At 67.8% G+C, this 21,605-nt stretch carries 22 protein-coding genes and 1 pseudogene; 14 read left to right on the plus strand and 9 right to left on the minus strand.

Annotation, left to right across the window (positions count from 1 at the left end; translation table 11 throughout):
* The first annotated feature begins 131 nt into the window (after nucleotides 1-131).
* The 5 genes from GYB83_RS22450 to GYB83_RS22470 are packed head-to-tail and all read left to right on the plus strand — an operon-like array spanning nucleotide 132 to nucleotide 8,132.
* Complete coding sequence (locus GYB83_RS22450) at nucleotides 132-3,830, plus strand: nitrate reductase subunit alpha (RefSeq protein ID WP_161897470.1); 3,699 nt, start codon at nucleotides 132-134, stop codon at nucleotides 3,828-3,830.
* A complete protein-coding gene (gene narH / locus GYB83_RS22455; protein WP_161897471.1) occupies nucleotides 3,830-5,497 on the plus strand; it encodes a nitrate reductase subunit beta in 1,668 nt (555 codons plus the stop codon). The genes GYB83_RS22450 and narH overlap by 1 nt, the downstream gene beginning before the upstream one ends.
* On the plus strand, nucleotides 5,494-6,165 hold the full coding sequence (narJ, locus tag GYB83_RS22460) for a nitrate reductase molybdenum cofactor assembly chaperone (RefSeq protein ID WP_161897472.1): 672 nt from the start codon (nucleotides 5,494-5,496) through the stop codon (nucleotides 6,163-6,165). Before narH ends, narJ begins: the two co-directional genes overlap by 4 nt.
* The gene (narI, locus tag GYB83_RS22465) at nucleotides 6,162-6,908 is read left to right on the plus strand and encodes a respiratory nitrate reductase subunit gamma (protein WP_161897473.1); all 747 of its coding nucleotides are present in this window, start codon (nucleotides 6,162-6,164) and stop codon (nucleotides 6,906-6,908) included. The genes narJ and narI overlap by 4 nt, the downstream gene beginning before the upstream one ends.
* Nucleotides 6,909-8,132 carry an MFS transporter gene (locus GYB83_RS22470; RefSeq protein ID WP_161893878.1) on the plus strand — a complete coding sequence of 408 codons (1,224 nt, stop codon included), beginning with the start codon at nucleotides 6,909-6,911 and terminating at the stop codon, nucleotides 8,130-8,132. It abuts the gene before it with no gap.
* Here GYB83_RS22470 and GYB83_RS22475 read toward each other — a convergent pair.
* Genes GYB83_RS22475 through GYB83_RS22490 form a run of 4 tightly spaced genes read right to left on the minus strand, consistent with a single transcriptional unit; the run spans nucleotide 8,083 to nucleotide 11,076 of the window.
* Nucleotides 8,083-9,135, minus strand: a complete 1,053-nt coding sequence (locus GYB83_RS22475; protein WP_161893877.1) for a sulfate/molybdate ABC transporter ATP-binding protein — start codon at nucleotides 9,133-9,135, stop codon at nucleotides 8,083-8,085. The genes GYB83_RS22470 and GYB83_RS22475 overlap by 50 nt on opposite strands.
* Nucleotides 9,132-9,923 (minus strand): molybdate ABC transporter permease subunit, encoded by a 792-nt coding sequence (modB, locus tag GYB83_RS22480; RefSeq protein ID WP_161893876.1) that lies wholly within the window; start codon nucleotides 9,921-9,923, stop codon nucleotides 9,132-9,134. Before modB (GYB83_RS22480) ends, GYB83_RS22475 begins: the two co-directional genes overlap by 4 nt.
* A complete protein-coding gene (modA, locus tag GYB83_RS22485) occupies nucleotides 9,920-10,675 on the minus strand; it encodes a molybdate ABC transporter substrate-binding protein (RefSeq protein WP_161893875.1) in 756 nt (251 codons plus the stop codon). The genes modB (GYB83_RS22480) and modA (GYB83_RS22485) overlap by 4 nt, the downstream gene beginning before the upstream one ends.
* Nucleotides 10,672-11,076, minus strand: coding sequence for a TOBE domain-containing protein (locus tag GYB83_RS22490; protein ID WP_161893874.1), 405 nt, complete (start codon nucleotides 11,074-11,076; stop codon nucleotides 10,672-10,674). The genes modA (GYB83_RS22485) and GYB83_RS22490 overlap by 4 nt, the downstream gene beginning before the upstream one ends.
* A 100-nt stretch (nucleotides 11,077-11,176) precedes the next feature.
* Between GYB83_RS22490 and GYB83_RS22495 the strand changes: the two genes are divergently transcribed.
* The 5 genes from GYB83_RS22495 to GYB83_RS22515 are packed head-to-tail and all read left to right on the plus strand — an operon-like array spanning nucleotide 11,177 to nucleotide 13,902.
* Nucleotides 11,177-12,379, plus strand: a complete 1,203-nt coding sequence (locus tag GYB83_RS22495) for a molybdopterin molybdotransferase MoeA (protein WP_161893873.1) — start codon at nucleotides 11,177-11,179, stop codon at nucleotides 12,377-12,379.
* Nucleotides 12,376-12,846: a cyclic pyranopterin monophosphate synthase MoaC gene (moaC, locus tag GYB83_RS22500; RefSeq protein WP_161893872.1), complete on the plus strand. Its 471-nt coding sequence runs from the start codon at nucleotides 12,376-12,378 to the stop codon at nucleotides 12,844-12,846. Before GYB83_RS22495 ends, moaC (GYB83_RS22500) begins: the two co-directional genes overlap by 4 nt.
* Nucleotides 12,843-13,403 carry a molybdenum cofactor guanylyltransferase gene (gene mobA / locus GYB83_RS22505; RefSeq protein ID WP_161893871.1) on the plus strand — a complete coding sequence of 187 codons (561 nt, stop codon included), beginning with the start codon at nucleotides 12,843-12,845 and terminating at the stop codon, nucleotides 13,401-13,403. The genes moaC (GYB83_RS22500) and mobA (GYB83_RS22505) overlap by 4 nt, the downstream gene beginning before the upstream one ends.
* 26 nt (nucleotides 13,404-13,429) lie before the next feature.
* The gene (locus GYB83_RS22510) at nucleotides 13,430-13,669 is read left to right on the plus strand and encodes a DUF6457 domain-containing protein (protein WP_161893870.1); all 240 of its coding nucleotides are present in this window, start codon (nucleotides 13,430-13,432) and stop codon (nucleotides 13,667-13,669) included.
* Complete coding sequence (locus tag GYB83_RS22515) at nucleotides 13,666-13,902, plus strand: MoaD/ThiS family protein (protein WP_161897474.1); 237 nt, start codon at nucleotides 13,666-13,668, stop codon at nucleotides 13,900-13,902. The genes GYB83_RS22510 and GYB83_RS22515 overlap by 4 nt, the downstream gene beginning before the upstream one ends.
* Before the next feature lie 814 nt (nucleotides 13,903-14,716).
* Here the strand turns inward: GYB83_RS22515 and GYB83_RS23435 are convergent.
* The 4 genes from GYB83_RS23435 to GYB83_RS22530 are packed head-to-tail and all read right to left on the minus strand — an operon-like array spanning nucleotide 14,717 to nucleotide 17,212.
* A complete protein-coding gene (locus tag GYB83_RS23435; protein ID WP_186349838.1) occupies nucleotides 14,717-14,959 on the minus strand; it encodes a hypothetical protein in 243 nt (80 codons plus the stop codon).
* A gap of 26 nt (nucleotides 14,960-14,985) precedes the next feature.
* Entirely contained in the window at nucleotides 14,986-15,546 is a 561-nt protein-coding gene (gene mobA, locus GYB83_RS22520; RefSeq protein WP_161893871.1) for a molybdenum cofactor guanylyltransferase, read from the minus strand.
* Nucleotides 15,543-16,013: a cyclic pyranopterin monophosphate synthase MoaC gene (gene moaC / locus GYB83_RS22525; protein ID WP_161893872.1), complete on the minus strand. Its 471-nt coding sequence runs from the start codon at nucleotides 16,011-16,013 to the stop codon at nucleotides 15,543-15,545. Before moaC (GYB83_RS22525) ends, mobA (GYB83_RS22520) begins: the two co-directional genes overlap by 4 nt.
* Nucleotides 16,010-17,212, minus strand: a complete 1,203-nt coding sequence (locus GYB83_RS22530; RefSeq protein ID WP_161893873.1) for a molybdopterin molybdotransferase MoeA — start codon at nucleotides 17,210-17,212, stop codon at nucleotides 16,010-16,012. Before GYB83_RS22530 ends, moaC (GYB83_RS22525) begins: the two co-directional genes overlap by 4 nt.
* 100 nt (nucleotides 17,213-17,312) lie before the next feature.
* Here GYB83_RS22530 and GYB83_RS22535 point away from each other — a divergent pair, with 100 nt between their 5' ends.
* Genes GYB83_RS22535 through GYB83_RS22550 form a run of 4 tightly spaced genes read left to right on the plus strand, consistent with a single transcriptional unit; the run spans nucleotide 17,313 to nucleotide 20,306 of the window.
* Nucleotides 17,313-17,717, plus strand: a complete 405-nt coding sequence (locus GYB83_RS22535; protein WP_161893874.1) for a TOBE domain-containing protein — start codon at nucleotides 17,313-17,315, stop codon at nucleotides 17,715-17,717.
* On the plus strand, nucleotides 17,714-18,469 hold the full coding sequence (gene modA / locus GYB83_RS22540) for a molybdate ABC transporter substrate-binding protein (protein ID WP_161893875.1): 756 nt from the start codon (nucleotides 17,714-17,716) through the stop codon (nucleotides 18,467-18,469). The genes GYB83_RS22535 and modA (GYB83_RS22540) overlap by 4 nt, the downstream gene beginning before the upstream one ends.
* Complete coding sequence (gene modB, locus GYB83_RS22545; protein ID WP_161893876.1) at nucleotides 18,466-19,257, plus strand: molybdate ABC transporter permease subunit; 792 nt, start codon at nucleotides 18,466-18,468, stop codon at nucleotides 19,255-19,257. The genes modA (GYB83_RS22540) and modB (GYB83_RS22545) overlap by 4 nt, the downstream gene beginning before the upstream one ends.
* Nucleotides 19,254-20,306, plus strand: coding sequence for a sulfate/molybdate ABC transporter ATP-binding protein (locus GYB83_RS22550; protein WP_161893877.1), 1,053 nt, complete (start codon nucleotides 19,254-19,256; stop codon nucleotides 20,304-20,306). Before modB (GYB83_RS22545) ends, GYB83_RS22550 begins: the two co-directional genes overlap by 4 nt.
* On the opposite strand, the pseudogene GYB83_RS22555 reads toward GYB83_RS22550, so the two are convergent.
* Nucleotides 20,257-21,479 (minus strand): annotated as a pseudogene (locus GYB83_RS22555) (MFS transporter). The gene GYB83_RS22550 and the pseudogene GYB83_RS22555 overlap by 50 nt on opposite strands.
* Between the last annotated feature and the right edge of the window lie 126 nt (nucleotides 21,480-21,605).

Consider the following 21,605-nt stretch of genomic DNA (forward strand, 5'->3'; position numbering starts at 1 on the left):
CACCGGGAGCGTCGGCGATCTGCTCGGCCTTTTCGGGACTTTGGTCCCCACTTGGCGCCGTACTCGCAGGTGGTCGCGACGGCCACGTGCAACACGCGAAAGCCTCGAATGACGCGGCCTACAGTGCGGACATGGCACCGTCTGATTCGGTTCAGGGCTCGGCAGCACAGGCGCTCCTCGAGGTGGGCAGGTTCTTCACCCGATGGGACGAGACCGACGACGGTCGAGCCGTGTTCCGCGAGGGTGGACGCGCGGGCGACGTGTTCTATCGGGACCGCTGGAGCCACGACAAGATCGTCCGTTCGACGCACGGCGTGAACTGCACCGGTTCGTGTTCGTGGAAGGTGTACGTCAAAGACGGAATCATCACGTGGGAGACGCAGGAGACGGACTATCCGTCGGTCGGCCCGGACCGCCCGGAGTACGAACCGCGTGGCTGCCCGCGCGGTGCGGCGTTCTCCTGGTACACCTACTCCCCCACGCGCGTCCGGCATCCCTACGCGCGTGGCGTCCTACTGGAGATGTACCGCGAGGCGAAGTCCCGGCTCGGCGATCCGGTTCTCGCCTGGGCCGACGTCGTCGAGGATCCGTTACGCCGACGGTCGTATCAGCAGGCCCGAGGCAAAGGCGGTCTCGTCCGGGTGACGTGGGACGAGGCCGTCGAGATGGCGGCCGCCGCACACGTGAACACGATCAAGAAGTACGGCCCGGACCGGTGCGCCGGGTTCTCCCCGATCCCGGCCATGTCGATGGTCAGTCACTGCGTCGGCACCCGATTCATGCAGCTCATCGGCGGCGTGATGACGTCTTTCTACGACTGGTACGCCGACCTCCCGGTCGCCAGCCCACAGGTGTTCGGCGATCAGACGGACGTTCCGGAGTCCGGCGATTGGTGGGACGCATCGTATTTGATGATGTGGGGCTCCAATGTCCCGGTGACCCGCACACCGGACGCGCACTGGATGGCGGAAGTCCGGTATCGCGGCACGAAGGTCGTCACGGTGTCGCCCGACTACGCGGACAACACGAAGTTCGCCGACGAATGGCTGCCCGCCCAAGCCGGCACCGACGCCGCGTTGGCGATGGCTATGGGACATGTGATTCTCACAGAGTTCTACGTCGACCGCGACACCCCGTTCTTCTCCGACTTCACCCGCAAGTACACCGACCTCCCGTTCCTCATTCACCTCGAGGACAAGGACGGCAGGCTGGTGCCCGGCAAGTTCGTGACCGCCGACGAACTCACGGGCGAACACCCGGACGAAGACGTGTGGAAGACCGTCCTGATCGACGACGAGACCGGTGAGCCGCTGGTTCCGAACGGAACTCTCGGGCACCGGTACGCGGCGTCCGGCGAAGGACTGTGGAACCTCGACCTACAGGGGATCACACCGCGTCTCACCTTGATCGACGACGACGCCGCCACGCCGGTCGAAGTGGCGTTCCCGGCATTCGACGCGCCGGACGGCAGCGGGTCGATCATCACCCGCGGCGTGCCCGCACGACCGTTCGGCGACGGCCTGGTGACGACCGTCTACGACTTGTTGCTCGCCCAGTACGGGGTGGGCCGCGACGGGCTTCCCGGTCGGTGGCCGAGCGGGTACGACGACGCGGACTCGCCGTACACGCCCGCCTGGCAGGCGGAGATCACGAGTGTTCCCGCGGACGCCGCGATCCGGATCGCACGCGAGTTCGCGACCAACGCGGAAGAATCCGGCGGACGGTCGATGATCATCATGGGCGCGGGCATCTGCCAGTGGTTCCACGGCGACACGACCTACCGCGCGATTCTCGCGATGCTCATCCTGACCGGCTGCATGGGCCGCAACGGGGGCGGCTGGGCCCACTACGTCGGCCAGGAGAAGTGCCGGCCCATCACGGGCTGGATATCCCTCGCCAACGCTCTCGACTGGACGCGGCCCCCGCGTACCCAACCCGGCACGTCGTACTGGTACATGCACACCGACCAGTGGCGCAACGACGGCTATTCGACGTCCGCGCTGACGTCACCGTTGTCGTCGGGCACCCTCGACGGGATGCACACGGCGGACGCGATCGCGCAGTCCGCGCGTCTGGGGTGGATGCCGTTCTATCCGCAGTTCTCCGCCAATCCGTTGGACGTCGCCGATGCGGCCCGGGCCGCGGTCGACGCGGGCGAGGCGCGGGACGCGGCGTCGTACGTCGCGGACGAGTTGGTCGGCGGCGGTTTGACACCCGCGATCTCCGACGTCGACGCACCGGAGAACTGGCCGCGCACCTTGGTGCTGTGGCGGTCGAATCTGCTGGGATCGTCGGCGAAGGGCGACGAGTACTTCCTGCGGCACCTGTTGGGGACGCACCACAATGTGCTCGGTCACGAGAATCCCGAGGCTCCCCGTCCGACCGAGGTGACATGGCACGAGGACGCCCCCGAGGGCAAACTCGATCTGCTGCTGTCGGCGGACTTCCGGATGACGTCGACGACGCTGCTGAGCGACATCGTGTTGCCCGCGGCGACGTGGTACGAGAAGCACGATCTGAGTTCGACGGACATGCATCCGTTCGTGCACGCGTTCACCCCGGCGATCGATCCACCGTGGGAGGCGAAATCGGACTTCGACCTGTTCCACGCGCTGGCAGCGGAACTGTCACGACAGGCGAAGACTCATTTGGGGACACGCCACGACCTGGTGAGCACGCCGGTGCAGCACGACACCCCGGGCGAGGCCGCCCAACCGCATGGGCGGGTCGTCGATTGGCGCGCCGGCGGGCCCGCGAAGCCGGGCGCGAACATGCCGAACTTCCAGGTGGTGGAACGCGACTACACGGCCATCGCCGACAAGCTCGCGACGGTCGGACCACTCGCGGACACGCTCGGCTTCACGGTCAAGAACGTCACCTACGACATCGCTTCCCAGATCCCGAAGCTGGCCGCGTCCAACGGGGTGATGCCGTCCGGCGCCGGTGAGGGACGTCCGGCGATCGACACCGACGCCGGACTCGCCGAAGCGATCCTGCTGTTCTCCGGCACCACCAACGGCGAGTTGGCCGTCGACGGTTTCCACAAGCTGGAGAAGCGCGTCGGCAAGCGGCTCGTCGATCTGGCCGAGGGCTCCGAGGAGAAGCGGATCCGCTTCGCCGACACCCAGGCGGCGCCCGTCCCGGTGATCACGTCACCGGAATGGTCCGGTTCGGAGACCGGCGGTCGACGGTATGCGCCGTTCACCGTCAACATCGAACGGGAGAAGCCGTTCCACACCCTGACCGGACGACTGCACTTCTATCTGGATCACGACTGGATGCTCGATATCGGCGAAGGCCTCCCCATCTATCGTCCACCCCTCGACATGCACAGGTTGTTCGGCGAACCGAAGCTCGGGCCGGACGGCGGCAGACAGATCACCGTCCGCTATCTCACCCCGCACAACAAGTGGTCGATCCACTCCGAATACCAGGACAATCTGCTGATGCTGTCCCTCTCGCGGGGCGGTCCGAGCGCGTGGCTGTCGCCGGAAGACGCGGCGTCCATCGACGTGAAGGACAACGACTGGATCGAATGCGTGAACGCGAACGGCGTGTACGTCGCGCGGGCGATCGTCAGTCACCGGATGCCCGAAGGCGTCTGCTACGTGCATCACGCGCAGGAACGCACCATCGACGTCCCGAAGTCGGAGGCGACGGGACGACGCGGCGGAATCCACAATTCGGCGACGCGGCTGCTCGTGAAGCCGTCGCATCTCATCGGCGGGTACGCGCAGTTGTCATACGCGTTCAACTATCTCGGCCCGACCGGGAACCAACGCGACGTGGTCGCGACCATCCGCAAACGCAGCCAGGAGGTGACCTACTGATGCGAGTGATGGCACAGGTCGGGATGGTGATGAATCTCGACAAGTGCATCGGCTGCCACACGTGTTCCGTCACCTGCAAGCAGGCGTGGACCAACCGCGCGGGCACCGAATACGTGTGGTTCAACAACGTGGAGACCCGGCCCGGCCAGGGATATCCGCGACGGTACGAGGATCAAGAACAGTGGAGAGGCGGATGGCGGCTCAACAGGAAGGGCGATCTCCGACTGACGGCCGGGGGACGACTGCGGAAACTGTTCACGATCTTCCACAGCCCGGTGCAGCCGACGCTCGACGACTACTACGAACCGTGGACCTACGACTACGAGACGCTCGTCAACGCGCCCCTCGGTGACGACTTTCCGGTCGCCCGACCGAAGTCGTTGATCACCGGTGAGGACATGAAGATCTCGTGGTCGGCGAACTGGGACGACAACCTGGCCGGTTCCACCGAATACGGCGACCTCGATCCGATCGTCGCGAAGATCCGACGAGACTCCGAGGACAGGATCAAGTTCTCCTTCGAGCAGACGTTCATGTTCTATCTGCCACGGATCTGTGAGCACTGCTTGAACCCGTCGTGCATGGCGTCGTGCCCGTCCGGCGCGATCTACAAGCGTGAAGAGGACGGCATCGTCCTCGTCGATCAGGATCGGTGCCGCGGCTGGCGGCAATGCATCACCGGCTGCCCGTACAAGAAGATCTATTTCAATCACCGGTCCGGCAAGGCCGAGAAGTGCACGCTCTGCTACCCGCGCATCGAGGTCGGACAACCGACGGTGTGTTCGGAGACCTGCGTCGGTCGTCTCCGCTATCTGGGGATCTTCTTGTACGACGCCGACGCCGTGACCGCGGCGGCCTCGGTGCCGGATGAGAAGGACCTGTACGAGGCGCAGTTGGATCTGATGCTCGATCCCGATGATCCGGAGGTGATCGCGCAGGCTCGGGCATCGGGGATTCCGGACGACTGGATGGATGCGGCCCGCAGGTCGCCGGTCTACGCGTTGGCGAAGAAGTACCGGGTCGCGTTGCCGTTGCATCCGGAGTACCGGACGATGCCGATGGTGTGGTACATCCCTCCGTTGTCCCCGATCGTGGATCTGTTGTCCGAGCAGGGACACGACGGCGAGGATCACCGCAACCTGTTCGGCGCGATCGACTCGTTGCGCATCCCCGTCGAATATCTCGCGGAGTTGTTCACCGCGGGCGACACCGCGCTGGTCGAGGACGTTCTGCACAAGTTGGCCGCGATGCGGTCGTATATGCGCGACGTGAACCTGGGTCGAGAGACGGACCCGCGGATAGCGCACGCCGTCGGAATGACCGAAGAATCCGTCTACGAGATGTACCGGCTCCTCGCGATCGCCAAGTACGGGGACCGGTACGTGATTCCGACGGCGCACCACGAACAGGCGGCCCGATTGGACGAGATCGGGTGTTCCCTCGATCAGGAGGGCGGTCCGGGCATGTACGAGTCAGGGTCGTTCGGTGAGGCGAGTGGACGTCCGACACCGGTGTCGATCGAGACGTTCCAGGCGTTGAAGCAGCGACAGACCACGGACACCCCGGCGGGCGACGGCACCATGCGCGGCCGGACGAACCTGCTCAACTGGGACGGCAACGGAGCCCCGCCCGGGCTGTTCCCCGATCGACAGGACACCCGACCGTGAAGCTCCTGCCACAACGTGGGGCGGCCACCCGCGCCGACGTCCGCGTGATCCACCAGGTCGCCGCGTGGTGCCTCGGCTACCCGGACGCCGAGCTCTTCGGTCGCCTCGACCTGATGCGTGCGGCGCTCGCCGAATCCCCCGGCGACGACGCGGTGCGGCTGCTGCAACGATTCCTCGACGCGGCGTCGACGACCGATCCGACCGGACTCGCCCAGCACTACACCGACGTCTTCGACCTGTCCAGGAAGCAGACCCTGTACCTGTCGTACTGGTCCGCGGGCGACACTCGGCGGCGTGGGGCCGTGCTCGGCGAGTTCAAACGGTTGTACCGCGACAGCGGTCTTCTCGTGAACCTGCACGGCGAACTCCCCGACTATCTGCCGATCGTGTTGGAGTTCGCGGCGCTGGCCGACCCCGCTCGCGGCGGGAAGGCGCTCGCCGACAGCCGGAGCGCCATCGAACTGATCCGGTTCGCGCTGGTGGACGTCGGCTCCCCGTACGCCGACGTCCTCGCCGCGGTCTGTGCGACGCTGCCCGGCGACTCCCCGCCGGACCGGGCGTCGGCGCTGGCGACGGCGAGTCCGTCGCCGTCTGTCGAAACAGTCGGCTTGGAACCGTACGACAGTCGGCTCCTCCCGATACTCACCGGTCGGGAGGCGTTCCGATGAGCATCTTCCTGTGGGGCGTCCTGCCGTACCTCGCGCTGGTGTGTGTGATCGGCGGAACGGTCTGGCGGTACCGATACGACAAGTTCGGGTGGACCACGCGGTCGTCGGAGCTGTACGAGTCGCGGCTGCTGCGGATCGGGTCGCCGCTGTTCCACTACGGCATCCTCGCCGTGATCGCGGGCCATGCGATGGGTCTGGTGATCCCCGAATCGTGGACCGAGCAGTTCGGTGTCACCGAGACGATGTATCACTGGGTCGCCGCCGTCGGTGGCGTCATCGCGGCCGTCGCCGCCGTCGTCGGTGTCGCGATCCTCATCTACCGTCGCCGGACCGTCGGCCCGGTGTTCATGGCGACCACCCGCAACGACAAGCTGATGTACGCGGTGCTCGTCGCCGCCCTGGTCGCGGGCACCTACATCACCGTCGTCGGCATGATCGACCCACACGGCGACGGCGTGAACTACCGGGAGACGGTGAGTCCGTGGTTCCGATCGATCTTCTACTTCCAACCGGATGTCGCCGCGATGGAAGCCGCTCCCGTCCGATTCCATCTGCACGTGGTCATCGGCATGGTCATGTTCATGCTGGTGCCGTTCACCCGGCTCGTGCACATCTTCACCGCGCCGCTGCACTACCTCTTCCGCCCCTACATCGTCTACCGCAGCAAGGACGCCCGACCGATGCCGGGCAACGCCCCGAGCCGACGCGGCTGGGATCCGATCGGAGTGAAGGATCGTGACTGAATGACCGCCCCGACCGCCATCGACAAGTCCGATCAGACCCGGAATCTCATCCTCGCGACCGTCGCGTTCGCGATCAGTTTCTGGGCGTGGAATCTCGTCGCTCCACTCGGTGTGTTCTACGCGAGCGACGGCCAGATGGGCCTGGACTCGACCCAGAAGTCGGTCCTCGTCGCCGTCCCCATCCTCGTCGGTTCGCTCGGCCGCATCGTTGTCGGCGTGTTGACGCCGAGGTACGGCGGCCGCGTGATGTTCACCGCGTTGCTGCTGATGTCCGCGCCGTTCGTGATCCTGATCGCGGTCGCGGGGAACCTGAAGTCGTACCCGTTCATGCTGGTGGTCGGGTTCTTCCTCGGCATCGCCGGCACCAGTTTCGCCGCGGGCATCCCGTTCGTCAGCGGCTGGTTCGAGCCGTCGCGCCGCGGCTTCGCGACGGGCGTGTTCGGCGCGGGCATGGGCGGCACCGCGCTGTCGGCGTTCTTCACTCCCCGCTTCAAAGACTGGTTCGGCTACTTCCCGACGCATCTGTTGGTAGCCGTCGCGCTGGTCGCGGTCGCCGTGCTCTGCTGGCTGTTCATGCGCGACGCACCGAGTTGGACGCCGAACACCGAACCCGCCGTGCCGAAGTTGGTCGACGCGTTGAAACTGCCCGTCACCTGGCAGATGGCTTTCCTGTACGCGGCGGCGTTCGGCGGCTTCGTCGCGTTCTCCACGTACTTGCCGACGTATCTGAACGATGTGTACGACATTCATGACCTGAAGTCCGCGGGCGCTCGCACCGCCGGGTTCGCGGTCGCCGCGGTCATCGCCCGGCCGGTCGGCGGCATGCTGTCCGACAAGTTCGGGCCCCGCATAGTCACCGCCGTCTCCTGTGGCGGCGCGGCTCTGCTCGCGGTCTGGATGATCACCAAACCCGACATCGGAAGCGGTCTCGCCGCCACCGACTTCATTCTGATGGCGATCATGATGGGCATGGGTTCGGGCTCGGTGTTCGCCTGGGTGGCGATAGCGGCTCCACCCGCACGGGTCGGAGCCGTCACCGGTCTGGTCGGCGCGGCGGGCGGCCTTGGCGGGTTCTTCCCGCCGCTCGTGATGGGCGCGTCGTACGACGCCGACACGCACTCCTACACGATCGGGCTGGCGTTGCTCGTCGCTTTCGCGGCCGCGGCCACGTTGTTCACGCTGTTCGTGATTCCGAAGAGCGAGGCTGAACGCTCGCGCGTCTGACGATCATCCGGTGCGGGGTGAGCCACACGGACTGCCCCGCCGTCGGCAGGTCCACGGTCACCGGGGCTTCGGCGACGAGTCCGCTCTCGCCTTCGACATAGGCGCGCCCGGCCCGCACGGAGACCGCGCGCACACGATCGGCGACCACTCCGGATTCACCGAATCCGACGTCTCGCGGTGCGACCGCGCCGAACACCGGGTCGCCGTCGCGGACGTCCCCGCCCGCGTCCCCGGGAATCACGTGATCGTCCGTGATCACCGTGCCGTCCGCCCACCGACCGTGGATCACCGAGTACCCGGCCAGAGCCGCGCTGAACGGGGTCGCGGGCGACGCCACGATATGTGCGGGGGCGGCGTCCTCCACGACTCGTCCCGCGTCCAACACGATGCATCGGCTCGCCCACTGCCACGCGTCCGACAGGTCGTGGGTCACCAGCACACACGTCGTTCCGGTGCGGGAGAGCTCGTCCGCGAGGAGACGCCGAATGATCGGCGCGCTGGTCGCGTCGAGCGCGGCGAACGGTTCGTCGAGCAGCAGAACATCGGGTTCCGCGGCGAGTGCGCGCGCGATCGCCACCCTCTGCTGCTGGCCGCCCGAAAGCCGCTCCGGGCGCCGTCTCCCCACATCGGAGAGGCCGATTCGGCGAAGCCATTCCCGAGCGAGGGCCAGCGCCTCCCGCCGGGGCGTCCCCTGGGCGATCGGCCCGAACGCGATGTTGTCGGCCACCGACAGGTGCGGAAACAGTCTCGGCTTCTGCTCCAGCAGGGTCACGCGGCGCCGATCCGGCGGCATGTGGGCGTCACCGTCGAGGACTCGATCGCCCACTCTGACCGCGCCGGCGGTGAGCGGGACGAGACCGGCCAACGCACCGAGAACCGTGGACTTGCCCGACCCGTTCGGGCCGAGCAGCGCGACGCAGCCACCGCTGGGCACGGCAATGTCGACCGCGACGGTGAACGCGGCGCGCTTCACCTCCAGTGTGGCGACGAGTTCCCTGCTCATCGGATCGCGTCCTGCCGCCACGACCGCAAGCCGAGGACGATCACCGCGGTGCTCACCAACAGGAGGAGCGACAGCGCGACCGCCGAATCCTGCGTCACCCCGACCCCGTTGAAGGCGGTGTAGATCGCCAACGGCATGGTCCGGGTGACGCCGGGCGCGTTCCCCGCGAACAGTGCGGTCGCACCGAACTCGCCGAGGGCCCGAGCGAACGACAGCGCCGCTCCCGCGGCGAGTCCCGGGATCACCAACGGCAACGTGATCCTCCGCAAGACCGTCCATCGTCGTGCTCCGAGCGTCGCCGCGATCTGTTCGTACCCGCCATCGGCGGACCGCAGTGCGCCCTCGACCGCGATCACGAAGAACGGCATCGCCACGAAACTCTGCGCGACCACCACGGCGGCCGTCGTGTACGGGAGACTGTAGCCGGTCGCCTCGAAGACCGGCTTGCCCACGAGACCGGAACGGCCGAGCAGTGCGAGCAACGCCAGTCCGCCGACCATCGGCGGCAACACCAGCGGCACCAGCACGATGGCCCGCAGCACCGACGCCCACCGAACCGGAGCCTTCGCGATGACCACCGCGAGCGGTGTTCCCAGCACCACGCACACGGCCGTCGCGCATGCCGCCGTCGCCATCGACAACCACAGGGCCGTCAACGACGCCGACGAGAAGAGATCCGTGGACAGCGTGTCCCACCGCACCCTGCTGACGAGACCGATGATCGGAGTCACCAGCAGCGCCAATGCGAGGCATGCCGGAACGTAGAGCGCCTTGGGGAGCGCTGTCACGGCGCGCCGAAACCGTAACCCGCCAGAATCTTCCGGCCCGCGGGCGACAGCACGAACGCACTGAACGCGGCCGCCGCATCCGGCGACTGCGCCTTCTTCGACACCGCGATCGGGTACCTGTTCACCGGCAGGGTGACCCCGGTCGGGGTGATGCCGTCGAGCGCACCGTCGGACGCGGCGACATCCGTCCGGTAGACGAGGCCCGCATCGGCTTCGCCGGATTGGATCCGCTTCACCACGGACGTCACATTGGTTTCTTCGCTGGCGGGCTGGACGGTCACCCCGGCGCTCGACAGGAGCTTCTTGGCGGCCTTGCCGCACGGCACTTCCGGCGCGCACAGGACGGTTGTGACGTCCGGGCGCTGCAGGTCGGCGAGGCTCATGATGTGCTTGGGATTCCCCGGCGCCACCGCGATCTGCAGTGTGTTGGTGGCGAACACGGTGCCCGCGTCGGTGATTCCGGCCTTCGTCACGGGCTCCAAGCTCGACTGGTCGGCGAACGCGATCACGTCGACGTCCGCGCCGTCGACGATCTGCGTGGCAAGCGCCTGCGAACCGTCGTACACGATCGGCGCGACGCGGTACTGCGGGTTCGCTTCGGTGAACTGCTTCGCGAGATCGTCGAACGCGCGCTGCAACGACGCCGCGGCGAACACCGTGATCGGGGCCGCCTTGTCGTTCGAGTCGTTGTCGGCTGCGCAGCCGGTCACGACGAGCAGCAGAGCGAGGAGGGGTGCGAGCGCGCGCTTCATCGATTGTCCTGTCTGGTCTCCACGACGACGGCTGTCGCCTTGACGGTTGCGGTGGCCTGCGACCCGACGACGAGGCCGAGTTCCTCGACGGCCTCGGTGGACATGAGGGACACGACGCGGTGCGGTCCGCTTCGCAGTTCCACCTGGCTCATCACGGGATCGGAGTGAATGCGCGTCACGATGCCGACGAACCGATTCCGGGCACTCGTGGAGCGTTGGATGGGATCGGCCGCTGCGGAGTCGTCCGTCTCGAGGAGTCGAGCGAGGTCACCGCCGTCGACGACGGTTCGTCCCGTGTGGTCCCTGGCAGCCGCGATGCGCCCCTGATCGATCCATCGTCGAAAGGTGTCATCGCTGACGCCGACCAACTCGGCAGCTTCGCGAACCCGATATGCGGTCATATTCGATGAATCTACCCGCACATGAGGACAATCGCGCCCCTTGCGTCTCGTAACTCAGCGCGTCGAGGCTCCGAGACCACCGCCGGGTTAGGGTTTGAGGATGATCAGTGTGGAGGAGCATCTGGCGCGGATCCTCGCATCAATCCCGGCCCCGACGATCACCGAGCGGGCCCTGAACAGCAGTGCCGGTCGTGTCCTGGCAGCCGACGTCGCCAGCCGCTTCCCCGTTCCCCACTTCGACAACTCCGGTATGGACGGATACGCGGTGCACCACGCGGACGCGAAGGTCGGCGCGACACTGCGGGTGGTGGCCGACATTCCCGCCGGCAGCGCCGACGATCCGCGAATAGGTGCGGGCGAAGCGGCCCGAATCATGACGGGCGCCGCGGTGCCGAGCGACGCGGACGCGATCGTCCCACTGGAACACACGACCGAGGGAACACGGGTTCGGGCGAACGCACCCGAGACGATCACCATCACCGAAGAACCCCGACCGCATGCACACATCCGTCGAGCGGGCGAGGACGCTCCCGCCGGTTCGATCGCCGTGCCATCGGGCACGGTGTTGGGTCCGTGGCAGTTGTCGTCGATCGCGTCGGCCGGTCACGAGCGGATCCCGGTGTTCGCACGCCCGCGAGTCGCGGTGATCTCGACGGGCTCGGAACTCGTCAGCCCGTCCGCCACTCCACGGCGCGGACAGATCCCCGAGTCGAATTCCGTGCTCCTCGCGGCGGCCGTCACCGAGGCAGGCGCCGAGGTGGAGTGGACGACGACCGTCGCCGACGACAACGAGGCGTTGGCGGCCGCGCTGGTCGCCCCGGCAGTCGATGCGATCATCCTGACCGGCGGTGCGAGTGTCGGCGCGTTCGACGTGGTCAAGGCGGTGTTGAACGGGGTGGGCAGTATCGAGTTCACGTCGGTCGCGATGCAGCCGGGGAAGCCGCAAGGGTTCGGGCTCACCCCGTCGGGCATTCCGGTGTTCTGCCTGCCGGGCAATCCGGTGAGCGTCGCCGTGAGTTTCGAGATGTTCGTTCGCCCCGCGCTGCGGCGACTCGCCGGATTCCTCGATATCGAACGCCCGCGCCGCACGGTCCCGGCGGGGGTCGGCTGGAAGGCTCGCGCCGACCGCATGCAGGTGATGCCCGCGATCATCGTCGACGACACCGTCCGCCCCGCCACCCACGGCGGCAGTGGATCGCACCTGGTGATGTCGCTTGCCCAGGCGACGGCATTGGCTCTTGTCCCCGCCGACGTCTCACAGGTGAACGCCGGTGATCTGGTTACCGTTATGGAGATTCGATGACAGGATCGTTCACCCACCTCGACGAGGGCGGACAGGCCCGGATGGTCGACGTCACCGAGAAGGCTCCGACCGTGCGGAGCGCGACGGCCGAAGGTTTCGTGCGGTGCTCTTCGACGATCGTCTCGGCTCTCCGCGACGGGACCGTCCCCAAGGGCGACGTCCTGGCGGTGGCACGGATCGCGGGGATCGCGGCGGCCAAGCGAACGCCGGACCTGCTGCCGCTCGCACACGTGATCGGTGTCCACGGGGCCGTCGTCGACGTGACCGTCGTCGACGACGGGGTGCGGGTGAGCGCGACCGTCCGAACCGCGGACCGGACGGGCGTCGAAATGGAGGCGCTCACCGCGGTGAGTGTCGCCGCGTTGGCAGTGGTCGACATGGTGAAGGGACTCGACAAGTCCGTCGAGATCGAGAACATCCGGCTGCTCCGCAAGACCGGCGGCAAGAGCGGCGACTGGTCTCGATGACCACCGCGATCATCCTGGCCGGTGGACGCGCGGCCCGCCTGGGCGGCGTCGACAAGGCCGGTGTGGAGATCGCCGGGCGGTCGTTGATCGACACCGTTCTGGCCGCGGTCGCCGGGATGGATCGGGTCATCGCGGTCGGGCCGGAGACGGTCGCACGACCCGGCGTGCGCGTGGTCCGCGAAGATCCGCCGTTCGGTGGTCCCGTCGCCGGGATCGCCGCCGCGCTCCACAGCGTGGACGACGACGAGGTGTGGCTGCTCGCCTGCGACCTCCCGCGCGCGTCGTTCATCGTCTCCCAGCTGCGCGACGTACCACTCGACTCGTTCGACGGGGTGATCCTCGCCGACGCCGACGGACGCGCGCAGTGGCTCGCCGGCCGGTATCGGACGGCATCGCTCCGCACCGCGTTGGCCGACCTGTCGTCGGAACGGGACGCGTCGATGCGCGCGCTCGTCGGCGGTCTGGCCCTGCGGCCGGTGCCCGACGCCGCGAACGCCTCATTCGACGTGGACACCTGGGACGACGTACGCCTCGCGAATGGGTTCCGGGGCGAGTGAGTTCCGGGGCGGGTAGGTTTCAACAGATGAGCACGTACCCGCCCGAATTGGATCGTTGGGTCGCCGTCGTCGCGCCCGCCTTGGGACTCGGGGACGACGTCGACGTCCCCACCGAGTTGCTCCTGGACGTGACCCGCGACGTGGCTCACGGCGTGCTTCGCCCCGCGGCCCCGATCACCACCTATCTCATCGGCCTGGCCGTGGCGGCCGGGCTCCCCGCGGCCGAAGCCGCGGCTCGTGTCGATGCCGCGATCGCCGAGCGATGATCGTCAGGTTCTTCGCCGGCGCGGCAGAGGCCGCAGGCCGTACCGAACAGACCGTCGACGGCGGGGTGAGCGTCGCCGTGTTGAAGTCCGCGCTGGTCGATCAGCACGGCGCCGAGTTCGCCCGCGTCCTCGGCTACTGTTCGCTTCTCGTCGACGGTGTCCTCGCGAAGGACCCCACCGTCGCGTACCCGAACTCCACGGTCGAACTGTCCTCCCACCTTCGCCGGCGGTGAAGGCTTAGGGGTGAGATCTGTGTCACGACTCTACACGATTCACCCTTAATTGCACGTGGTCCCAGCCTGACCTCCTCAGCCTGCGTGGGCCGACATGGACGTCCGCTGATTGATCCGCGTGTCGGCGATGCGCCCGGGACGGCCTTTCCACGATCGAGGCTCGGATGAATCGGCGATCGCGCCGATGTTGTTCGGCGCCGTGGAACGCAGAGTCCGTCGGATGGTCGATTCTTCCCGCGCGAAAGGCAGTTGCGGATTGTGCCGTTCCGAGGTGATCCGTTCTGCGGTCGTGCGACCGCGTCCTCTCACCGCGGACGCCAACTCCGCAACGTGCCTGTTCGCGCGGAAGAATCCGACCTCCGCGTACTTCCGTGCTTTTCCGGCTCCGACCAACACTGCACGATCGCGAATTCCATCCGAGCCCGATCGTCGGAAAGGCCGGCGGTCACGGCATCGACGAACGCGGATCACTCAGCCGACCGTCCATGTCCGGCCATCGCGCGGCTGAGGGTGTCCAGGCGGGGACCCACGTGGCAATTAAGGTGAAGCTGTGGTGTCGCTTGGTGACACCGATTCACCCGCTAAGCCGCTAACCGCCGCGAACGGGGAGGACGTCCGACCGGGAGTTTCGTGACGCGACGGGGCGTCCTTCGCGAGTATCACCGTCGACGAGAAGCGAACATAGCCGAGGACTCGGGCGAACACGCGCCGTGCTGATCGACCAGCGCGGCTTCATACACGGCACGGCTCACCCGCCCGTCCGCGTTCTGTTCGGTACGGCTGCTGGCCTCGCCGAGCCGGGCGAAACCTACGCTCATCGCTCGGCGATCGCGGCATATTCGATCACTAGCCGCCGGCTATCGGCCGCGGGGTCACCCGCCGCCCACGGCCACGATGAGCTGGGTTGATCGGTGGACCGCGGGCAAGCACGCCGTGGAGCCACGTCGCGGGTCACGTCCAGGAGCAACTCGGTGGGGACGTCGACGTCGTCCCCGAGTCCCAAGGCGGGCGCGACGACGGCGACCCAACGATCCAATTCGGGCGGGTACGTGCTCATCTGTTGAAACCTACCCGCCCCGGAACTCACTCGCCCCGGAACCCATTCGCGAGGCGTACGTCGTCCCAGGTGTCCACGTCGAATGAGGCGTTCGCGGCGTCGGGCACCGGCCGCAGGGCCAGACCGCCGACGAGCGCGCGCATCGACGCGTCCCGTTCCGACGACAGGTCGGCCAACGCGGTGCGGAGCGATGCCGTCCGATACCGGCCGGCGAGCCACTGCGCGCGTCCGTCGGCGTCGGCGAGGATCACCCCGTCGAACGAGTCGAGTGGTACGTCGCGCAGCTGGGAGACGATGAACGACGCGCGCGGGAGGTCGCAGGCGAGCAGCCACACCTCGTCGTCGTCCACGCTGTGGAGCGCGGCGGCGATCCCGGCGACGGGACCACCGAACGGCGGATCTTCGCGGACCACGCGCACGCCGGGTCGTGCGACCGTCTCCGGCCCGACCGCGATGACCCGATCCATCCCGGCGACCGCGGCCAGAACGGTGTCGATCAACGACCGCCCGGCGATCTCCACACCGGCCTTGTCGACGCCGCCCAGGCGGGCCGCGCGTCCACCGGCCAGGATGATCGCGGTGGTCATCGAGACCAGTCGCCGCTCTTGCCGCCGGTCTTGCGGAGCAGCCGGATGTTCTCGATCTCGACGGACTTGTCGAGTCCCTTCACCATGTCGACCACTGCCAACGCGGCGACACTCACCGCGGTGAGCGCCTCCATTTCGACGCCCGTCCGGTCCGCGGTTCGGACGGTCGCGCTCACCCGCACCCCGTCGTCGACGACGGTCACGTCGACGACGGCCCCGTGGACACCGATCACGTGTGCGAGCGGCAGCAGGTCCGGCGTTCGCTTGGCCGCCGCGATCCCCGCGATCCGTGCCACCGCCAGGACGTCGCCCTTGGGGACGGTCCCGTCGCGGAGAGCCGAGACGATCGTCGAAGAGCACCGCACGAAACCTTCGGCCGTCGCGCTCCGCACGGTCGGAGCCTTCTCGGTGACGTCGACCATCCGGGCCTGTCCGCCCTCGTCGAGGTGGGTGAACGATCCTGTCATCGAATCTCCATAACGGTAACCAGATCACCGGCGTTCACCTGTGAGACGTCGGCGGGGACAAGAGCCAATGCCGTCGCCTGGGCAAGCGACATCACCAGGTGCGATCCACTGCCGCCGTGGGTGGCGGGGCGGACGGTGTCGTCGACGATGATCGCGGGCATCACCTGCATGCGGTCGGCGCGAGCCTTCCAGCCGACCCCCGCCGGGACCGTGCGGCGCGGGCGTTCGATATCGAGGAATCCGGCGAGTCGCCGCAGCGCGGGGCGAACGAACATCTCGAAACTCACGGCGACGCTCACCGGATTGCCCGGCAGGCAGAACACCGGAATGCCCGACGGGGTGAGCCCGAACCCTTGCGGCTTCCCCGGCTGCATCGCGACCGACGTGAACTCGATACTGCCCACCCCGTTCAACACCGCCTTGACCACGTCGAACGCGCCGACACTCGCACCGCCGGTCAGGATGATCGCATCGACTGCCGGGGCGACCAGCGCGGCCGCCAACGCCTCGTTGTCGTCGGCGACGGTCGTCGTCCACTCCACCTCGGCGCCTGCCTCGGTGACGGCCGCCGCGAGGAGCACGGAATTCGACTCGGGGATCTGTCCGCGCCGTGGAGTGGCGGACGGGCTGACGAGTTCCGAGCCCGTCGAGATCACCGCGACTCGCGGGCGTGCGAACACCGGGATCCGCTCGTGACCGGCCGACGCGATCGACGACAACTGCCACGGACCCAACACCGTGCCCGATGGCACGGCGATCGAACCGGCGGGAGCGTCCTCGCCCGCTCGACGGATGTGTGCATGCGGTCGGGGTTCTTCGGTGATGGTGATCGTCTCGGGTGCGTTCGCCCGAACCCGTGTTCCCTCGGTCGTGTGTTCCAGTGGGACGATCGCGTCCGCGTCGCTCGGCACCGCGGCGCCCGTCATGATTCGGGCCGCTTCGCCCGCACCTATTCGCGGATCGTCGGCGCTGCCGGCGGGAATGTCGGCCACCACCCGCAGTGTCGCGCCGACCTTCGCGTCCGCGTGGTGCACCGCGTATCCGTCCATACCGGAGTTGTCGAAGTGGGGAACGGGGAAGCGGCTGGCGACGTCGGCTGCCAGGACACGACCGGCACTGCTGTTCAGGGCCCGCTCGGTGATCGTCGGGGCCGGGATTGATGCGAGGATCCGCGCCAGATGCTCCTCCACACTGATCATCCTCAAACCCTAACCCGGCGGTGGTCTCGGAGCCTCGACGCGCTGAGTTACGAGACGCAAGGGGCGCGATTGTCCTCATGTGCGGGTAGATTCATCGAATATGACCGCATATCGGGTTCGCGAAGCTGCCGAGTTGGTCGGCGTCAGCGATGACACCTTTCGACGATGGATCGATCAGGGGCGCATCGCGGCTGCCAGGGACCACACGGGACGAACCGTCGTCGACGGCGGTGACCTCGCTCGACTCCTCGAGACGGACGACTCCGCAGCGGCCGATCCCATCCAACGCTCCACGAGTGCCCGGAATCGGTTCGTCGGCATCGTGACGCGCATTCACTCCGATCCCGTGATGAGCCAGGTGGAACTGCGAAGCGGACCGCACCGCGTCGTGTCCCTCATGTCCACCGAGGCCGTCGAGGAACTCGGCCTCGTCGTCGGGTCGCAGGCCACCGCAACCGTCAAGGCGACAGCCGTCGTCGTGGAGACCAGACAGGACAATCGATGAAGCGCGCGCTCGCACCCCTCCTCGCTCTGCTGCTCGTCGTGACCGGCTGCGCAGCCGACAACGACTCGAACGACAAGGCGGCCCCGATCACGGTGTTCGCCGCGGCGTCGTTGCAGCGCGCGTTCGACGATCTCGCGAAGCAGTTCACCGAAGCGAACCCGCAGTACCGCGTCGCGCCGATCGTGTACGACGGTTCGCAGGCGCTTGCCACGCAGATCGTCGACGGCGCGGACGTCGACGTGATCGCGTTCGCCGACCAGTCGAGCTTGGAGCCCGTGACGAAGGCCGGAATCACCGACGCGGGCACCGTGTTCGCCACCAACACACTGCAGATCGCGGTGGCGCCGGGGAATCCCAAGCACATCATGAGCCTCGCCGACCTGCAGCGCCCGGACGTCACAACCGTCCTGTGCGCGCCGGAAGTGCCGTGCGGCAAGGCCGCCAAGAAGCTCCTGTCGAGCGCCGGGGTGACCGTCCAGCCCGCCAGCGAAGAAACCAATGTGACGTCCGTGGTGAAGCGGATCCAATCCGGCGAAGCCGATGCGGGCCTCGTCTACCGGACGGATGTCGCCGCGTCCGACGGTGCGCTCGACGGCATCACCCCGACCGGGGTCACCCTGCCGGTGAACAGGTACCCGATCGCGGTGTCGAAGAAGGCGCAGTCGCCGGATGCGGCGGCCGCGTTCAGTGCGTTCGTGCTGTCGCCCGCGGGCCGGAAGATTCTGGCGGGTTACGGTTTCGGCGCGCCGTGACAGCGCTCCCCAAGGCGCTCTACGTTCCGGCATGCCTCGCATTGGCGCTGCTGGTGACTCCGATCATCGGTCTCGTCAGCAGGGTGCGGTGGGACACGCTGTCCACGGATCTCTTCTCGTCGGCGTCGTTGACGGCCCTGTGGTTGTCGATGGCGACGGCGGCATGCGCGACGGCCGTGTGCGTGGTGCTGGGAACACCGCTCGCGGTGGTCATCGCGAAGGCTCCGGTTCGGTGGGCGTCGGTGCTGCGGGCCATCGTGCTGGTGCCGCTGGTGTTGCCGCCGATGGTCGGCGGACTGGCGTTGCTCGCACTGCTCGGCCGTTCCGGTCTCGTGGGCAAGCCGGTCTTCGAGGCGACCGGCTACAGTCTCCCGTACACGACGGCCGCCGTGGTGGTCGCGCAGAGTTTCGTGGCGATGCCGTTCTTCGTGATCGCGGTCGAGGGCGCACTGCGGTCCGCCGATGGCGGGTACGAACAGATCGCGGCGACGCTCGGAGCACGACGATGGACGGTCTTGCGGAGGATCACGTTGCCGTTGGTGATCCCGGGACTCGCCGCGGGAGCGGCGCTGTCGTTCGCTCGGGCCCTCGGCGAGTTCGGTGCGACCGCACTGTTCGCGGGGAACGCGCCCGGCGTCACCCGGACCATGCCGTTGGCGATCTACACCGCCTTCAACGGGGTCGGGGTGACGCAGGATTCGGCGGTCGCGCTGTCGCTCCTCCTGTTGGTGAGCACCGCGGTGATCGTCCTCGGCTTGCGGTCGTGGCGGCAGGACGCGATCCGATGAGCAGGGAACTCGTCGCCACACTGGAGGTGAAGCGCGCCGCGTTCACCGTCGCGGTCGACATTGCCGTGCCCAGCGGTGGCTGCGTCGCGCTGCTCGGCCCGAACGGGTCGGGCAAGTCCACGGTTCTCGGTGCGTTGGCCGGTCTCGTCCCGCTCACCGCCGGCGCGGTCAGAGTGGGCGATCGAGTCCTCGACGGTGACGCCCACATGCCGCCGGATCGGCGCCGCGTGACCCTGCTGGAGCAGAAGCCGAGACTGTTTCCGCACCTGTCGGTGGCCGACAACATCGCGTTCGGGCCGATCGCCCAGGGGACGCCCCGGCGGGAGGCGCTGGCCCTCGCTCGGGAATGGCTTCGCCGAATCGGCCTCTCCGATGTGGGGAGACGGCGCCCGGAGCGGCTTTCGGGCGGCCAGCAGCAGAGGGTGGCGATCGCGCGCGCACTCGCCGCGGAACCCGATGTTCTGCTGCTCGACGAACCGTTCGCCGCGCTCGACGCGACCAGCGCGCCGATCATTCGGCGTCTCCTCGCGGACGAGCTCTCCCGCACCGGAACGACGTGTGTGCTGGTGACCCACGACCTGTCGGACGCGTGGCAGTGGGCGAGCCGATGCATCGTGTTGGACGCGGGACGAGTCGTGGAGGACGCCGCCCCCGCACATATCGTGGCGTCGCCCGCGACCCCGTTCAGCGCGGCTCTGGCCGGGTACTCGGTGATCCACGGTCGGTGGGCGGACGGCACGGTGATCACGGACGATCACGTGATTCCCGGGGACGCGGGCGGGGACGTCCGCGACGGCGACCCGGTGTTCGGCGCGGTCGCACCGCGAGACGTCGGATTCGGTGAATCCGGAGTGGTCGCCGATCGTGTGCGCGCGGTCTCCGTGCGGGCCGGGCGCGCCTATGTCGAAGGCGAGAGCGGACTCGTCGCCGAAGCCCCGGTGACCGTGGACCTGCCGACGGCGGGGCAGTCCGTGTGGCTCACCCCGCACCGGATGATCGTCAGACGCGCGAGCGTTCAGCCTCGCTCTTCGGAATCACGAACAGCGTGAACAACGTGGCCGCGGCCGCGAAAGCGACGAGCAACGCCAGCCCGATCGTGTAGGAGTGCGTGTCGGCGTCGTACGACGCGCCCATCACGAGCGGCGGGAAGAACCCGCCAAGGCCGCCCGCCGCGCCGACCAGACCGGTGACGGCTCCGACCCGTGCGGGTGGAGCCGCTATCGCCACCCAGGCGAACACCGAGCCCGAACCCATGCCCATCATGATCGCCATCAGAATGAAGTCGGTGGCGGCGAGACCGCTTCCGATGTCGGGTTTGGTGATCATCCAGACCGCGAGCAGAGCCGCGCCGCCACAGGAGACGGCGGTGACTATGCGGGGCCCGAACTTGTCGGACAGCATGCCGCCGACCGGCCGGGCGATGACCGCGGCGACCGCGAACCCGGCGGTGCGAGCGCCCGCGGACTTCAGGTCATGAATGTCGTACACATCGTTCAGATACGTCGGCAAGTACGTGGAGAACGCGACGAAGCCGCCGAACGCCGCCGCGTACAGGAAAGCCATCTGCCAGGTGACGGGCAGTTTCAACGCGTCGACCACTTCGGCACGGCGGGTTCGGTGTTCGGCGTCCAACTCGGTGCGTCGCGCATGAACAGCCAGCAGAGCACGGCGACCGCGACCAGCGCGACGGCTACCAACAGATGCGTCGGGAAGTAGCCGAACCAGTCTTTGAAGCGGGGAGTGAAGAACGCCGACAGCGCGGTGCCGCCCATGCCCGCGCCGAACACGCCCGTCGCGAAGCCGCGGCGCGACGGCTCGAACCAGCCGCTGACGAACGGGATGCCCGCGGCGAAACTGGTGCCGGCGATGCCGAGGAAGAACCCGACCACCAGCATGAACGGGTACGACTTCAGGTTCCCCGCGACCGCGATCAGGATCACGAACGGCGCGGACATCAGCAGCAACGCGGTGAACATCACGCGGCCGCCGTACCTCGGCGTCAACACGCCGACAACGATGCGGCCGAGCGAACCGACGAGGATGGGGACGGCGACGAGGACCGACTTCTGGGTCGAGTCCAGGCCCATCTGGCCGTCGCTCGCGTAGAACACACCGAGTGGAGCGACGAGATTCCACGCCCAGAAACTGATCGCGAACGCGACGGTCGCGAGGATGAGATTCCGGGTCTGATCGGACTTGTCGATGGCGGTCGGGGCGGTCATTCAGTCACGATCCTTCACTCCGATCGGATCCCAGCCGCGTCGGCTCGGGGCGTTGCCCGGCATCGGTCGGGCGTCCTTGCTGCGGTAGACGATGTAGGGCGGAAGAGTAGTGCAGCGGCGCGGTGA

This window comes from Gordonia spumicola (genome assembly GCF_009932475.1).
Classification (GTDB): domain Bacteria; phylum Actinomycetota; class Actinomycetes; order Mycobacteriales; family Mycobacteriaceae; genus Gordonia; species Gordonia spumicola.

Bases quoted from the DNA above. Each gene is read 5' to 3' on its own strand.
- GYB83_RS22450 (WP_161897470.1), top strand. From the start codon at position 132: ATGGCACCGTCTGATTCGGTTCAGGGCTCGGCAGCACAGGCGCTCCTC.
- narH (WP_161897471.1), top strand. From the start codon at position 3,830: ATGCGAGTGATGGCACAGGTCGGGATGGTGATGAATCTCGACAAGTGC.
- narI (WP_161897473.1), top strand. From the start codon at position 6,162: ATGAGCATCTTCCTGTGGGGCGTCCTGCCGTACCTCGCGCTGGTGTGT.
- GYB83_RS22470 (WP_161893878.1), top strand. From the start codon at position 6,909: ATGACCGCCCCGACCGCCATCGACAAGTCCGATCAGACCCGGAATCTC.
- GYB83_RS22475 (WP_161893877.1), bottom strand. From the start codon at position 9,135: ATGAGCAGGGAACTCGTCGCCACACTGGAGGTGAAGCGCGCCGCGTTC.
- modA (WP_161893875.1), bottom strand. From the start codon at position 10,675: ATGAAGCGCGCGCTCGCACCCCTCCTCGCTCTGCTGCTCGTCGTGACC.
- GYB83_RS22490 (WP_161893874.1), bottom strand. From the start codon at position 11,076: ATGACCGCATATCGGGTTCGCGAAGCTGCCGAGTTGGTCGGCGTCAGC.
- GYB83_RS22495 (WP_161893873.1), top strand. From the start codon at position 11,177: ATGATCAGTGTGGAGGAGCATCTGGCGCGGATCCTCGCATCAATCCCG.
- moaC (WP_161893872.1), top strand. From the start codon at position 12,376: ATGACAGGATCGTTCACCCACCTCGACGAGGGCGGACAGGCCCGGATG.
- mobA (WP_161893871.1), top strand. From the start codon at position 12,843: ATGACCACCGCGATCATCCTGGCCGGTGGACGCGCGGCCCGCCTGGGC.
- GYB83_RS22510 (WP_161893870.1), top strand. From the start codon at position 13,430: ATGAGCACGTACCCGCCCGAATTGGATCGTTGGGTCGCCGTCGTCGCG.
- GYB83_RS22515 (WP_161897474.1), top strand. From the start codon at position 13,666: ATGATCGTCAGGTTCTTCGCCGGCGCGGCAGAGGCCGCAGGCCGTACC.
- GYB83_RS23435 (WP_186349838.1), bottom strand. From the start codon at position 14,959: ATGAGCACGTACCCGCCCGAATTGGATCGTTGGGTCGCCGTCGTCGCG.
- mobA (WP_161893871.1), bottom strand. From the start codon at position 15,546: ATGACCACCGCGATCATCCTGGCCGGTGGACGCGCGGCCCGCCTGGGC.
- moaC (WP_161893872.1), bottom strand. From the start codon at position 16,013: ATGACAGGATCGTTCACCCACCTCGACGAGGGCGGACAGGCCCGGATG.
- GYB83_RS22530 (WP_161893873.1), bottom strand. From the start codon at position 17,212: ATGATCAGTGTGGAGGAGCATCTGGCGCGGATCCTCGCATCAATCCCG.
- GYB83_RS22535 (WP_161893874.1), top strand. From the start codon at position 17,313: ATGACCGCATATCGGGTTCGCGAAGCTGCCGAGTTGGTCGGCGTCAGC.
- modA (WP_161893875.1), top strand. From the start codon at position 17,714: ATGAAGCGCGCGCTCGCACCCCTCCTCGCTCTGCTGCTCGTCGTGACC.
- GYB83_RS22550 (WP_161893877.1), top strand. From the start codon at position 19,254: ATGAGCAGGGAACTCGTCGCCACACTGGAGGTGAAGCGCGCCGCGTTC.